The organism is Paenibacillus medicaginis, assembly GCF_042138635.1.
Classification (GTDB): Bacteria; Bacillota; Bacilli; order Paenibacillales; family Paenibacillaceae; genus Paenibacillus; species Paenibacillus medicaginis.
On the sequence record NZ_JBHIRY010000006.1, the window covers coordinates 144,123 to 157,848 of the forward strand.

The 13,726-nt window shown below is 52.0% G+C and carries 15 protein-coding genes; 11 read left to right on the forward strand and 4 right to left on the reverse strand.

Annotated features, from left to right (window positions below; all coding sequences use genetic code 11):
* Nucleotides 1-17 precede the first annotated feature (17 nt).
* Nucleotides 18-1,442, forward strand: a complete 1,425-nt coding sequence (locus ACE5LO_RS08885) for a L,D-transpeptidase (RefSeq protein WP_375519658.1) — start codon at nucleotides 18-20, stop codon at nucleotides 1,440-1,442.
* Here ACE5LO_RS08885 and ACE5LO_RS08890 read toward each other — a convergent pair.
* Complete coding sequence (locus tag ACE5LO_RS08890) at nucleotides 1,436-1,582, reverse strand: hypothetical protein (protein ID WP_375354090.1); 147 nt, start codon at nucleotides 1,580-1,582, stop codon at nucleotides 1,436-1,438. The two genes, ACE5LO_RS08885 and ACE5LO_RS08890, sit on opposite strands and share 7 nt — an antisense overlap.
* A gap of 193 nt (nucleotides 1,583-1,775) precedes the next feature.
* Between ACE5LO_RS08890 and ACE5LO_RS08895 the strand changes: the two genes are divergently transcribed.
* From ACE5LO_RS08895 to ACE5LO_RS08905, 3 genes are read left to right on the forward strand one after another with little or no spacing between them, the layout of a single operon-like run.
* A complete protein-coding gene (locus tag ACE5LO_RS08895) occupies nucleotides 1,776-2,870 on the forward strand; it encodes a quinone-dependent dihydroorotate dehydrogenase (protein ID WP_375519749.1) in 1,095 nt (364 codons plus the stop codon).
* Between the two features lie 29 nt (nucleotides 2,871-2,899).
* On the forward strand, nucleotides 2,900-3,712 hold the full coding sequence (gene yjbM / locus ACE5LO_RS08900; RefSeq protein ID WP_375519659.1) for a GTP diphosphokinase: 813 nt from the start codon (nucleotides 2,900-2,902) through the stop codon (nucleotides 3,710-3,712).
* A 2-nt stretch (nucleotides 3,713-3,714) separates the two neighbouring features.
* The gene (locus tag ACE5LO_RS08905) at nucleotides 3,715-4,221 is read left to right on the forward strand and encodes a DUF309 domain-containing protein (RefSeq protein ID WP_375519660.1); all 507 of its coding nucleotides are present in this window, start codon (nucleotides 3,715-3,717) and stop codon (nucleotides 4,219-4,221) included.
* 83 nt (nucleotides 4,222-4,304) lie between these two features.
* Here ACE5LO_RS08905 and ACE5LO_RS08910 read toward each other — a convergent pair whose 3' ends face one another.
* Nucleotides 4,305-4,868: a thioredoxin family protein gene (locus tag ACE5LO_RS08910; RefSeq protein ID WP_375519661.1), complete on the reverse strand. Its 564-nt coding sequence runs from the start codon at nucleotides 4,866-4,868 to the stop codon at nucleotides 4,305-4,307.
* Between the two features lie 161 nt (nucleotides 4,869-5,029).
* On the opposite strand from ACE5LO_RS08910, the gene ACE5LO_RS08915 reads away from it, so the two are divergent.
* Genes ACE5LO_RS08915 through ACE5LO_RS08925 form a run of 3 tightly spaced genes read left to right on the forward strand, consistent with a single transcriptional unit; the run spans nucleotide 5,030 to nucleotide 8,164 of the window.
* Nucleotides 5,030-6,565, forward strand: coding sequence for an RsmB/NOP family class I SAM-dependent RNA methyltransferase (locus ACE5LO_RS08915; RefSeq protein WP_375519662.1), 1,536 nt, complete (start codon nucleotides 5,030-5,032; stop codon nucleotides 6,563-6,565).
* Nucleotides 6,562-7,326 (forward strand): pseudouridine synthase, encoded by a 765-nt coding sequence (locus tag ACE5LO_RS08920; protein WP_375519663.1) that lies wholly within the window; start codon nucleotides 6,562-6,564, stop codon nucleotides 7,324-7,326. Before ACE5LO_RS08915 ends, ACE5LO_RS08920 begins: the two co-directional genes overlap by 4 nt.
* 37 nt (nucleotides 7,327-7,363) lie before the next feature.
* The gene (locus ACE5LO_RS08925) at nucleotides 7,364-8,164 is read left to right on the forward strand and encodes a Cof-type HAD-IIB family hydrolase (protein ID WP_375519664.1); all 801 of its coding nucleotides are present in this window, start codon (nucleotides 7,364-7,366) and stop codon (nucleotides 8,162-8,164) included.
* Between the two features lie 63 nt (nucleotides 8,165-8,227).
* On the opposite strand, the gene ACE5LO_RS08930 is transcribed toward ACE5LO_RS08925, so the two are convergent.
* A complete protein-coding gene (locus ACE5LO_RS08930) occupies nucleotides 8,228-9,595 on the reverse strand; it encodes an RsmF rRNA methyltransferase first C-terminal domain-containing protein (protein ID WP_375519665.1) in 1,368 nt (455 codons plus the stop codon).
* Nucleotides 9,596-9,900: 305 nt separating this feature from the next.
* Between ACE5LO_RS08930 and ACE5LO_RS08935 the strand changes: the two genes are divergently transcribed.
* Nucleotides 9,901-11,028: a glycosyltransferase family 4 protein gene (locus ACE5LO_RS08935; RefSeq protein ID WP_375519666.1), complete on the forward strand. Its 1,128-nt coding sequence runs from the start codon at nucleotides 9,901-9,903 to the stop codon at nucleotides 11,026-11,028.
* 3 nt (nucleotides 11,029-11,031) lie between these two features.
* On the opposite strand, the gene ACE5LO_RS08940 is transcribed toward ACE5LO_RS08935, so the two are convergent.
* Nucleotides 11,032-12,138 (reverse strand): YkvI family membrane protein, encoded by a 1,107-nt coding sequence (locus ACE5LO_RS08940; RefSeq protein WP_375519667.1) that lies wholly within the window; start codon nucleotides 12,136-12,138, stop codon nucleotides 11,032-11,034.
* 202 nt (nucleotides 12,139-12,340) lie between these two features.
* Between ACE5LO_RS08940 and ACE5LO_RS08945 the strand changes: the two genes are divergently transcribed.
* From ACE5LO_RS08945 to ACE5LO_RS08955, 3 genes are all read left to right on the forward strand, one after another.
* Nucleotides 12,341-12,913, forward strand: coding sequence for a xanthine phosphoribosyltransferase (locus ACE5LO_RS08945; protein ID WP_375519668.1), 573 nt, complete (start codon nucleotides 12,341-12,343; stop codon nucleotides 12,911-12,913).
* Nucleotides 12,914-13,015: 102 nt separating this feature from the next.
* Nucleotides 13,016-13,345 carry a hypothetical protein gene (locus ACE5LO_RS08950; RefSeq protein WP_375354113.1) on the forward strand — a complete coding sequence of 110 codons (330 nt, stop codon included), beginning with the start codon at nucleotides 13,016-13,018 and terminating at the stop codon, nucleotides 13,343-13,345.
* Between the two features lie 118 nt (nucleotides 13,346-13,463).
* The gene (locus tag ACE5LO_RS08955; protein ID WP_375519669.1) at nucleotides 13,464-13,721 is read left to right on the forward strand and encodes a hypothetical protein; all 258 of its coding nucleotides are present in this window, start codon (nucleotides 13,464-13,466) and stop codon (nucleotides 13,719-13,721) included.
* Nucleotides 13,722-13,726: the final 5 nt, after the last annotated feature.

Here is a 13,726-nt window from a genome sequence, read left to right on the forward strand (position 1 = left end):
TACAACCGGGGGTTTCCGTGAGCGATACATCACATCTTAAAACTTATGTAAAAATGCATCCGGACAATAAAATGGGCTGGTATTTGCTCGGCAAGGAATATCAGAACAGCGGACAGGAAGGTAAAGCAAACTATTGCTTCAATAAAGCGGGAGAAGTGTTCGAAGCGTTCGAGAAAAAACAGATTCCCCAGGACGTGTGGGAGGAATACCAGAACAAGCTTGTGGAGATCGCCCGTGCGAAGGAGAAAAGAAACACCCGCCTTCGCAAGCTGCTGGTCAGCAGTCTTTTTCTGCTGCTGATTTTGATGCCGCCGGCTCATGCGCCCGGGAAGATTTCACCAGGGACCGGAACGGCAAGCACTGAGCCTGAAAGCGAGCAAACTTTAGCCCGCATGGAAGGTGCTGAAGAGCAGGGATTGCGGGAAGAGGGGAGTCCGGCAGCGGGCAGCGCCAAACCGGATATCAAATTTACAGCGGCAGACGGCAGCCCGGGACCGATGTCTGTGAAGCTGGGCTCTCTCCTCGGCCGCCAAGTCAATCTTCCTGCGAGCACTGCCATTCTTGGAATGGAGAAGGAAGGGGACTGGCTGTTGTGGGGTGAGCAGCTTAAAGCTGTATACCGGCTGGACAAAGAAGGCAGTGGCAAGGTGCTGGTGCAGTCCCTTGATCCTGCGCAATGTCGCTGCCAGCCTGAGGACGTCTCAAGCGTCAAAGCGAAAGCAGCGGCCTGGACTTCCGGACAGGTTGAACTGGCTGTGCTTAACAGCTCGCTCGTTGCCTACCGCAAACGATACGGCAAGCTTCCGGACCGTCTGAACGACCTGACAGGGGCATTTCCCGACAATGTGATGGACGGGATATCAGAGGGCATGAAGCCGGCTTTTCCGTTGTTAAAAAAACGCTTCGCCGGCTCTAAGGGTGGGGAGGCTTTGACAGAGAATCAGCCATCCGCCCAAGGGACGGCGCTTGCCTCCTCATTGGACGGAGCCCCCTATTTCACTGAGCCGCTGCGGATCATCGTGGACACATCCAACCACCGTCTTGCTGTTGTAAGCGGGAACGTCATGATCCGCAACTATAAAGTGGGGCTTGGCGGAAACAGAACCCCCGAAGGCAGCTTTGAGATTTCAGATAAGGTTGTGAATCCGAACGGCAAACCGGATGGAGATTTCGGCAGCCGCGGCATGCAGCTGTCCGATACCAACTATGCCATCCATGGAACGAATGAGCCGGACAGCATCGGCAAGGATGAGTCCCTGGGATGTGTCCGTATGAGCAAGGAGGACGTCGAAGAACTGTTCGCCCTCGTGCCTTCAGGCACCAAGGTTACGATCCAGTCAGGCGGTCTGCCTGATCAGGTGCTTGTCCCTGGTGTCCGTTTCACAAGCGAGCAGGTCAACGAGCAGACCAATCCGCGCAAAATCTACCACTGGCTTCATTGATTGCCAGCATTGGCCAGCACAATGACGACCACGATAAGCAAAAGCAGAAGAACCAGACTGCCGGCAGTCCAGGCAATAGCTTTTTTATTTACCTCTTCCTTTTTCTGTTGTAGGGCAGGTGGTTTTCTTTTGACTGACATGGAAATCACTCCTTCTTGAAATATCATTTGCACTTCCTTTGCAATGGATTCGCTAAGGCGCTTTCACTCTCCTGCCTGTCTCATAATAGTGATCCTTATTACTTTCTTTTTCGGGAAGAAAAAGCTAAACTATTTCAGAGTAGTCAGTAGAGACGCCGCTGAAGCGGAGACGGTAGAGAACGGAGTGGATGGAGTGTTGTACCGCAATTTTGCCAAACCTGTGTTTTTTAAAATGGACCCTGAAAAAGCGCATCATATCGTGATCGACGGCATGAAGCAGGCGGCCGGGATACCCGGCGGGACTGGCTTGCTGCGCGGCATGTATGGTGTGCGGGAAACAGCCGATCTGGCTGTGGATTTATTTGGACTGCATTTCCCGACCCCGGTCGGGCTGGCTGCGGGGCTAGATAAAAATGCAGAAGCGGTGGGCGGCTTCTCTGCCATCGGTTTTGGATTTATTGAAGTCGGGACCGTTACGCCGCTCGCCCAGCCTGGGAATGAGCAGCCCCGCCTGTTCAGGCTTCCGCCCGATGAGGCGCTGGTCAACCGGATGGGCTTTAACAATAAAGGGACAGCGGAAATGGCGGAACGATTGGCTTCCTTGAAGAACAGAGTGATCCCGGTCGCCGTGAATATAGGCAAGAATAAGGTGACACCCAATGAGGAGGCTTATACGGATTATGAGAAGTGTATAGCCGCTTTATACCCGTATGCGGATTTGTTTGTGGTGAATATCAGCTCCCCGAATACGCCTGATCTTCGCAAGCTGCAGCATGGGAGTGAACTGAAAGAGCTGCTCGCTGCGGTCAAGGCGGAAATGGGGGCTCAGGCGGCAAAATCGGGGCAGTCCAAAGCAGTTCTGGTCAAAATTGCCCCTGATGTAACGGACGCGGAGCTTGAATATATGACAGAAGTGATCGCAGCCAGTGGCGTGGACGGCATTATCGCCACCAATACGACGATTTCGCGCGACGGGCTGACACATGATAATGCCAGAGAAACCGGCGGCCTAAGCGGAAAGCCCCTGCGTGAGCGGTCGACAGAGGTGATCCGCAGCGTTTACCGCCAAACGGGCGGAAAACTACCGATTATCGGGGTGGGCGGCATCTTCGACAGCCGTGATGCTTACGACAAAATCAGGGCCGGAGCCAGTCTGGTTGAAATATATACTGCTCTTATCTATGAGGGACCGGGTGTTAACAGAAGAATTCATGCCGGCTTACGCGAGCTGCTGCGGCAGGACGGCTTTAAACACATCAGCGAGGCGGTGGGCGCTGACCATCGGTAAGCAGATGAACGGACAGGAGGCGCGATGATATGGATGGAAGAGATTGGGGAACATTTTTGCTTCCATACGAACAGACAGTTGAAGAGCTAAAGGTCAAATTCAAAACGATGCGTGCGGAACTGAAAAAACGCGAGGAATACGCGCCGATCGAGTTTGTTACCGGTCGTATTAAAAAAATATCCAGCATTCTGGATAAAGCAAAACGGCTTTCAGTTCCGATGGACCAATTGGAAACGGGGATTGAAGATATCGCCGGTATCCGCATTATGTGCCAGTTTGTTGAAGATATCCGCCGTGTGGCCGAGTATATCCGGAGGCGGAAGGACTTAACCGTTTTATACGAGAAGGACTATATCACCAATTTTAAAGAAAGCGGGTACCGCAGCTTCCATATGATCGTGGAGTACCCGGTGCAAACGGCCCTCGGTCAGAAAATTGTGCTTGCCGAGATTCAAATCCGGACCTTGGCGATGAATTTCTGGGCAACCATTGAGCATTCCCTGAGTTATAAATACCGGGAGAGCCTGCCGGAGGTTATCAAAGAGCGGCTTAAAAAAGCGGCGGAGGCGGCCTCTGTGCTCGATAATGAAATGTCCGGGATCCGTCTGGAAATTTTGGACGCGCAAAAAACATTTGAGGACCAATCCAACATCGTATCCAAGACATTAACTGCAGTGCACAAGCTCTATTTTTACCATAAAGTGAACGAAGCGATCGAAGCCCAGAACCGGTTTAACGAGCTGTGGGAACGACAGGATATGGAAGGTATCAAGGAGCTGCTGGACGAGATCAAGAGGCTGCTCGACAGCTCCAAAACGGATGAGGACAGGGATGAAGTTTGAGCATGGCGGTTAACTATCCACCGCTTTATATAGCGTACCTCGTATATTTTAACCGGGACCGCGATTATTTCGAGTGTCATGAGGTGCTGGAGGAGCTGTGGCTGGAAACCGGACGGAATCCGCTGTATAAAGGCTTACTCCAGCTTGCAGTCGGCCTGTTTCATTTCCGCAACGGTAACGTGCGCGGGGCAAGGATGATGCTGGAAAGCGCGCTGCAGAAGCTGAAGGCTGCGGAGGAGGCGGCTCTCGGGATTGATATGGGCCGTTTGGTGAGCGAGACGGCTCATTACACGGAGCTGCTGGCAGCCTATGAACAGACTCCTTTCGGCTTCTATGACCTGACGATCCGCATCACCGCCCCGAAGCTGCAGCGGGAAGTGGATCAGGCATCAGCCCGGATCTTCCCCAACATCCCGCAGCAGGTTAAACCGCAGAGGGGAGCCAAGCATAAGGAAAGGGAGATCATTCTTGCTAGCCGTCGGAAAGAGGACTCTGGTCGGAATGAATAAAGCAAAAGAACCTTCAATGCACAATGGTGATACTGGAGGTTCCTTTGCTTTATCTTTCTATGAGTTCTATCAGGAGTCAGACGTCAGGAGGCGTTTGTTTTGTATTTTTCAAATAAGCTCTTGTACTGGTCCAGTGTGTTGCCGTTGTCTCCGGCCGTTTCGCTCAGACCGCCCACGATTCTTTCCTTTTCCACGCCATTTTCATAGTAGACCAGGGTAGGTGTGAATTCGATATGGTATTGGTTCCAGCCCTCTTCGAATTCCTTCAGATTGAATTGGTGCAGAGTGATGCCTTCCTGGTCTGCCAGCGGCATAAGCTGAGGAGTGGTAACCCGGCAGTGAGGACAGTCGGAAGCGAAAAAGTAGACGAAAAAGCTTTCCTTGTTGTTGATCTTTTGCTGAAGAGCATCCGGCAGAATGATTTGCTGATAGTTAGGGTCATTCAGCTGCTCTCGGGTAGCAGGGTCGAGGGTGGAAACAGATTTGTTGTACAGCTCGCTCCGGTTGCCTGCATTAATGGCAATCAGAACACCGATCAGCACGGCCAGTACGACAAAGAAGCCGATAATCGGAATAAGTTTTTTGTTGTTTGCTTTCAAAATAATCTCTCCTATCAAAGTATAAATAGTATGGCGACTGTCTATCATTATACAGCATTACAGCGTGTAGTGAAACAAGGGGGAATACATAAAACCTGACATGCTTTTTTCAGCGTACAGGATAACCCGTCCGTCATTTGTGTTAAAATATAGAGCGCTGATAAAATGAAGAGCGAATGATTTTCAACAGAACAGGATGATCAGATGACATGGCTGTACAACTTCCGGCACTTTTTGTAGAGAGAATGCGCAGGCTGCTGGGGACAGAATTTGCGGCTTTTATGGCGGCCTATGATACGGTGCCCCATACGGGAATACGCGTGAATACACTGAAAATATCAGTAGAGGAATTTGTGAGAATATCACCTTTTGAGCTGCGGCCTATTCCCTGGTGTCCGACAGGCTTCTATGTTCCTTACGGGTCCAAGCCAGGGCTGCACCCTTATTACCATGCGGGCCTGTATTACATCCAGGAACCGAGTGCCATGGCTCCCGTGGAGCTGCTTGGTATTCAGCCCGGGGACCGGGTTCTGGACCTGTGCGCCGCACCGGGAGGGAAATCGACACAAATTGCGGCCAAGCTTCAGGGGAGCGGCGTTCTCGTCACCAATGATATTCATGCAGAGCGCACCAAGGCTTTGGCCAAAAATATCGAGCTCTACGGAGTACGCAACGCGGTGGTGCTGAATGAATCCCCGGATCGGATTGCGGAAGCTTTTCCGCATTATTTTAACAAGGTGCTGATTGACGCTCCCTGCTCCGGTGAAGGCATGTTCCGAAAGGACGAGAACATGGCGAGTCAGTGGGAGACCCATTCGGTCGAGAAATGTACGGTGATGCAAAGGGATATCCTGCGTATCGCTTCACGTCTGCTCGCTCCGGGTGGTGTCATCGTTTATTCGACCTGTACGTTTGCACCGGAGGAGAACGAGGAGATGATCGCGGAATTTCTGAATACAAATCCTGGATTCCGTGTGGTGCCGTTAACTGGTAGGCCCGGTTTTTCCCCGGGGCGGCCGGAATGGATTCCGTCCCAGGAGCGTTATCCCGATATTGAGCAGTTAGCAGGGACCGGTAGACTGTGGCCGCACCGGATTGAAGGAGAAGGCCATTTTGCAGCCGTGCTGCAATGGGAAGGGGATGCCGTGGAGGAGACAGCTTCCGCCAGAACGCTGCCTATATCTGAGCGATCAGCGGGGGAAGAGGCGGGTACACGCGGCCGAGCCAAAGCGCAGCGGCACAAGAGCGGCCGCGGGCAAACCGGGGAGGGCCGCCGCAGCGGCAAGGCGGGGACAGAGCAGACCGCTGCAGAGGCTTTGGCTGCATTTGCCGCAGGGCAGCTCAAGCTGCAGCTTCCGGGCCGCACCGTTGTATACGGAGACCGTGTCTACCAATCGCCGCTGAATCCGGATATGCTGAACGGCCTGAAGGTGGTCCGGCCGGGTTGGTTCGTGGGCACGGTCAAAAACGGGCGCTTTGCTCCCTCTCATCCGCTGGCAACGGCACTGCATAGAAATGACGCTGTCAGGTCCATTATGCTGGACGGGAGCCGTCCGGAGGCTGTCCGCTATCTTAAAGGCGAAACGCTGCCGCTGGAAGAAGACAGAGTTATGCTTACCGAAGGAGCTTCCACAAAGGGCTACGCTTTGATCTGTATTGACGGATATGCTTCAGGATGGGGGAAATGGCAGGACGGCATGCTGAAAAATGAATATCCGGCAGGATGGAGGTGGACTTCCGTATGAAGGGGCAGGGCAAACAGACACAGCGCCTGGACAAGCTGCTCACCCACATGGGCTTCGGTTCCCGCAGCGATATTAAAAGACAGGTCAAGCAGGGCAGCATCACCGTTAACGGCACGGTTGCCAAAGACAGCGGCATGCAGGTTCATCCTTATCGGGACCGGATTGAGGTAAACGGGGAGGCGGTCAGCTATAAACGGTACATTTACCTCATGCTGCACAAGCCTCCAGGGGTGATATCCGCGACGGAGGATGCGCGTGAGCGGACGGTCCTTGATCTTCTGGATGAGGAAGAGCGCCATTTTGAGCCTTTTCCGGTAGGCAGGCTGGACAAGGATACCGAGGGGCTGCTGCTTCTGACGAATGACGGCAAGCTCGCCCATGAGCTGCTTTCCCCGCGCCATCATGTCCCCAAAACCTATGAGGCAACAGTAGCGGGGGACGTTGGGGAAGAGGATGCAGCCCGTTTCGCGGAGGGGGTTGAGCTGGATGACGGGTATGTAACACTGCCTGCCCGGCTGACGCTTTTGTCCAAAACACAAACGGAGGATGGCCCGCTTTCTTATATCTCGCTTGTTATCCATGAGGGCAAGTTCCACCAGGTGAAGCGGATGTTTGAAGCTGTCGGCAAAAAAGTGCTGTATTTAAAAAGAACGGAAATGGGCCCTCTGCGCCTTGATCCGGGGCTTCCTCTTGGTGCGTACCGTGAGCTGAGTGCAGAGGAGCTCGCTTCGCTGAACCGGGAGATGCCGGAAGGACACTAAAGGGATTGCTGATTAAACAGATAAGGATGGGATATGGATGAGTTACGGACTAATTGCGCTTGACGTCGACGGCACGCTACTTGATGATCAGCATGAGCTTGCCCCTGAAACAGTGGATACGATCCGTGAGGTTGCTGCCCAGGGCGCGGAAATCGTACTTTGTACGGGACGCGCTCCGTTTGGAGCCATTCCGCTCATGGAACGCATGGGTCTGACTGGATATGTCATTTCTCATAACGGAGCGGCTATAGTGGATGCGACAACCCGGGAGATCGTGCTCCAATACCAAATGGATACACGCAGTCTGGAACCATACATAAGCTACTGCAAGGAAAACGGAGTTCATTTTGACGTCAATACGGCATTTGGATTGTATGTGGATCAGCTTGAGGGACTGAAGCTGGAAGTACGGAGCATGTATGAGGCGTTTCTGATGGAGCCGCTGCAACTGCCGCGATGGGCTGATTGGTCGGAACCGCTCGTCAAGTTTACGGCGTTTGGCTCCATGGAGCGGCTGGACGAGATATACCGGGATTGGAGCAGTTGGGAGCAGCCGTTTAATATGCTGCGCAGTGGAGACTTTTTTATCGATCTGATGCACAAGCAGGCATCCAAGGGAGAAGCACTGCATCAACTGGCGCTGCGGCGGGGAATAACACCCGACGCTATTATGGCGATCGGCAACTATTACAATGATCTCAGCATGCTGACTTATGCTGGCAAAGGCATTGCCATGGCCAATTCTCCTGAAGAAGTGAAGCTTGCGGCTGATGAGGTCACTTTATCCAATAATGAACAGGGTGTGAGACATGCCCTCATCAAATATTGCTTAAGCTGAAGGGAACCCTTACAAAATTAAACAGCCTCCATGCTGCGATTTCCACAGATGGAGGCTGATGTTTTAATGAAGCTGGCGCAGTCCTTTGGGAAGATGGTTCTTTAATTGGCCTGAGCTTGCTTTGCCCCAGCCCAATGGAAGCCCCTCTGCCGTAACAAGCACCCAGCCTTTAAGCGCAGCATCCACTGCCAGCGTCTCCCCGCGCAGGAATGACCGGATTTCCTCCGATTCCGCAGGAGCGTTGAATACACCGCGAGCTTCATCGGGCCTGGAAGCCATGGCCAGCGCATGGGCAGGCTCAAAGCGGTTTTTCTTCCATTCCCCCAGATGAAGCCCTGCCCGGGGCAGCTTTAATCCGGTCAAATGTTCGTCCCGAATGGCGAATCCGCCGTTTTCAGGCAGCCAGTAGAGGGATTCGCCGAATAAAAGTGGCCTTCCCGGCCCAGAAGTGTATCCCGGAAGATCGGCTTTCTGCCAGGCATTGAAGCCTGCCCAGGCACTGTCCAGCTCTCTGGACGGTCGCTTGCGGCTGTTTTTGGCTTTGGTGGTGTCCTTAGTGCGGGCTGTTTCATTCGTTTCAGTGTCGTCCTTGCGAAGCAGGGCGACGAAATGCCCTTCCCCCCGCTGTAGATGGGGCCAGATGCGTTCGGCCCGCACCAGGCTCATATCCGGGAATTCGGATACAAACCAGGCCATGACCTCTTCGTTTTCCGTTTTATTAAACGTGCACGTCGAGTAGGCGAGCCAGCCGCCTGGCTTCAGCAGCTTATATGCATCCCGGAGAATGTCCTGCTGTCTTGAGGCGCACATGGCGACGAGTTCAGGGCTCCATTCGCGGACGGCTTCCGGGTCCTTCCGGAACATGCCTTCACCCGAGCAGGGGGCGTCAAGCATGATTCTGTCGAAGCAAGCGGGAAAGCGCTCGGACAGTCCCGCAGGCGTACTGTTGGTTACAATCGCATTGCTCAGACCCATACGCTCGACGTTCTCAGCCAGTATCTTCGCTCTTCCGGCATGGATTTCATTGGATACGAGCAGCCCATGTCCCCTTAATTTGGAGGCGATATGTGTTGTTTTGCCACCAGGGGCGGCAGCCATATCCAGAACAGTTTCACCGGGACGGGGATCAAGGAGCTCCACCGCTGACATGGCCGACGGCTCCTGGATGTAATAAAGCCCGGCTGCATGGCAGGGATGCTTGCCAGGACGGTGAGGTTCTTCATAATAATAGCCTTCGAAGCACCACGGAACAGCTTTCAGATTCCACTCGCTGATGATCGTTTCCCGCAGCTCCGGGGTGGCTTTCAGCGGATTGATGCGGAGCCCTTGTACTTTGTGCTGGCTGTAGGACTCCAGAAATGCCCGGGTTTCTGATCCGAGCAGGCCGGCGATTTGTTCGGTGTATGCTGATGGCAACGTTGGCTTGTCCATATGATGAGGCTCCTTTAGTGCTAAAATTGCATAAACAGTTACGCTTTGCTGTGTGTGGCGGCACATGCGATAATATGAGAAGATCATTTATTTCCGCTCGCCGCCCTCTGACATCGTGAGACTGTAAGGAATATAATATACAGAGATGTTCGCACTGCACAAGGCAAGGCAATCCATTCCATACGATCTGTTGAAGGTGGCCTTTTCAGTTCATCAGAAATCAATATATCATACAAATCATTCAACTGCATGCTGATGATCACTATCGTGCAGTACGGTCGTGCTTGAAAGGGGAAGCAACACATATGAGACTGCTGCAGGCATTGTTTTTCCCTCCGGAACAGCCGGGGGGCGTATCGTCGATGATTCCTTATTTGCAGGAACGGTTCACCTCACCGCGCTGGGAGATGGAATTGTTCTCGCTGCCGAAACGAATTCGCAACAAGGGGAAGGAAGAAATCAAGTTCCACACCTTTGATTGGACTCAATACGGTGAGAGCCCGGTCGTACAGAAATATATCCAGACCTACCGCGACTATCTATGGTGGACCCGGCTGCGCATTCATAAACCGTTTGACCTGATTCATGCGCATCACCCCATTGCCGGTCTGGCTATGAGGACTGTCTTTCCCGATACTCCGTTGATTCAGACGCTTCACTCCTCCTACGAACGTGAGCTGATCCTCAATGGCAAAATTGCAGAAGGAGGACCTGAGCATCAATTTCTGATATCCATGTACCGGGAGCTTGAATATTGTACGGACCAACTGATGACGGTTTCCAAATCGTTCTGCGGGTATATGGCTGCTTATGTGGATCGCCATGAAGATATCAGAGTTCTTCCGAACGGCTATGATGAACGGAGATTTAAGCCGATCCCGCATGAAAACGAGGTCGCCCAGTTGATTACGGTATGCCGTCTCGTCCCTGCCAAGGGGCTCGATGTGCTGCTGCGGGCATGTGCGGAATTGAAGAAGCAAGGGGTTGAATACGTGCTTCATATTATTGGAGACGGTCCGATTCGAACTGAGCTTGAGGAGATGGCACAGCAGCTAGGCATCTACAATGAAACGATTTTTTACGGCTACACGCTCCACCCGGAAGAATTTATGCCTTTTTTCGATATTTTTGTCCTGCCTTCCCGGGCGGAGGCATTCGGTTCGGTATTCGCGGAAGCGGCGCTCAGCTGTCTTGCCCTCGTCGGTACGGAGGTGGGCGGTATCGCCGAGCAGATTGAGAACGGAGTCAACGGCCTGCTCGTTCCACCGAATGACCCTGTGGCCTTGGCGGAGGCGCTTGCCGGGGTGATTGCCGATCCCATGTACAGATATGAGCTTGCCCGTTCTGCCTGTGAGCGGGCGAAGGCCAATTATTCGCTCAGCAGGGCAGTCCATGAGCTGAAGAAGATGTATCTTGAATACGCCAATAAGTGATGTTCACCTTTTGTAGGTAGTCTGCTTGAGTCTGCCTGTAAGGATACCGTTTCTACGGTTAAATGGAGTCAGGGGATGCCCTTTATGCCCGTAATAAATGAGCACCCCTGCCCAAAACACGCTGACCATGCCGAAGATGGGATACAAAAGGGATAGCAGCGAGCTGAATCCGAATTGGCTGATCAGAAAACAGACGAGCATAATGAACAATGTAATGATGCGGGGCGAAACGGACACATACTTCTGCAGCTGCAGGGTCAAGCCATAGATATCGGCTACGAAGGTGCTGAAAATCTCCAGGAAAATCATAATCATATAGACGGTTTGCACGGCGATTCCAAGCTGGACAGCGACATTTCCCATTGGAATTTCAAACTGCTGAATACCCGGCATTTGGGCTGACATGGCGAAATGGGCCGCCATCAGCATAATCCCGACACCGATTCCGCCGAGTACGCCCCCCCAGCGGATAGTGCTTTTGGATGCCGTTTGGCTTCCAAGGGGGACAAGCACGGCCTGCGCCATGCTGAGATTAAAGGAAGTGTAGAGAATCGGAGCCAGCCATACGGCCAGCGGGTGATGATCAGTCTTGATGACAATGAAATTGTCATAATTGGGCGTATTCAGTGTACTGATGATCATTAAAAAAGACAGGAGCATCATTACAGGCACCAGGATGGAGTTCATTTGCAGGATGGCATGCATGCCTTTTCTAAGCAGCAAAAACGTACAGAGCAGGGTGAGAAGCAGGCCGGTCTGGTAGTTTAAATGCAGATGCTCCATAAATACCGAGCCGGAGCCCGCCAGCATGACACTGTTCACACCGAGCAGAATGACCAGTGTAATCCAACTGATCCATTTTCCTGCTTTCGGGCCGAACAGATGCAGGTTCACATCCTCGTAGGAATGTGCGGAGATCTCATGAGCGATGAGCATGAGCCTTGTGCCAAGCCAAATGAAAATAGCGGTTGCCAGCATGATTGTAGCGGTCGCAAGGCTTCCGAACCGGGTGAAAAACTGTAAAATTTCCTGTCCAGTTGCAAAACCGGCCCCTACGATGGTCCCTATGTATGTAAAAGCGATCTGAAGTACGTGAATATTGCGTCTCATGTCCCTCCCCCAATCCTTGTACTCATGAGAACTGCGCATAATACAAGGTATGTCCTGCCGGTGATGGACATGACTTCAGATCTTAAAAGTATTACCCGCACGATCGTCGGGCGCAATTCTACAGGTTGAGCACTTTAGCTTGAAAGCTGGAGCCCACTGTGGTAATTTTACGGCAGTAGGTTCGGCATGGGAGGTAATAAATATGGAAGCTTTAAAAAAACGCATATTGGAAGAAGGCGTTGTCGCTTCGGATCAGGTTCTGAAGCTGGACGGACTATTGAATCATCAGGTGGATCCTGTGCTGACAATGCAGATGGGAAAAGAATTTGCTGAACGGTTTCGTGATGAGAATATTACCAGGGTAGTCACAGTAGAATCCTCCGGTATTGCTGTAGCATTCGCCACGGCATATGAGTTGGGGGTACCGCTTGTGTTTGCCCGGCGCAAGAAAACGCTGCTGGCAGATCCTGATGCGCTCTCCGAGCGGGTGCCTTCGTTTACGAAAGGGATCGTTACAGACATCATGCTGTCCCGGCAATTTATTCATGAGAATGACCGGGTGCTGTTTATTGACGATATTATTGCGAACGGTGATGCGGCCAGAGGAATGGTGAAAATTATCCAGCGTTCCGGCGCGCATTTGGTCGGCTTTGGAGTAGTCGTTGAGAAATGCTTTCAGGCAGGGGCACGGACTATTCGCGAGCAGGGAATCCGGATTGAATCGCTTGTCCGAATCGCATCCTTGTCTGATGGAACTGTCCAGTTTGCAGAATAGTAACATTCCTCCAATTCCTTGACCTAATTTATTGCAATACCTTTGCAACGAAGGTATTATCGCTTATAATATAGATAAGGTTTTGGGAGAGGAGGCAGCAACATGGGGAAAGAGCAATTGACGGAGCAATACTTTCTGGAAAAGTTGGCGGCGGCAAAAACTCATTTTGAACGTGCCCTGGATTGTAAGCACACAGAGTTTGATGATCTGTATCCCTATATGATCGAGCATCCTCAATTTTTCTGGTATAAGCGATATGTAGCTTGGTCTGAATTACTGACGCTCGTTAATTTGTGCGAGGACCTGTCTTTTCCTTGGAAGGAACAATTTACTCTTCACCAGGTAGCGTATGTAGAACAACGTGTGTTGTCTGCAAAAGTGCTTGATTTCTGGTTTGAGAAGAACGACAGCAAAGAGCACGCACAGCGTTAATCATTCAGGACAATTGTTGCTTAGTCGGCATTCAATATACAAAAGCGAGGCCTAAATGATTATGTTTAGGTCTCTTCTCCATAGGATCGATGATTTAGAGAAGAGAGAAGGTGAGTCAATGAGCAGAGATGAAGTACTTGATGCCTATCGGGTTTCCGGTGAAAAAGTTCGCGTGATTCGGGACAGTCTGAAGGAAAATGATGTTGTTGGTATCGTCCTGGCATGGGATGATGAGCATCTGCTGATCCGCAGACCGAATCGGAGAGTCGTCAAGCTCAGCAGAAGTTATAAGGTGCAGCCGTTCAAAGAACCCCGCCCGGATATCCTGAGCATGGAACAGAATGACGCCACTGACAAAGACAGGACTAAACAATAAGACAG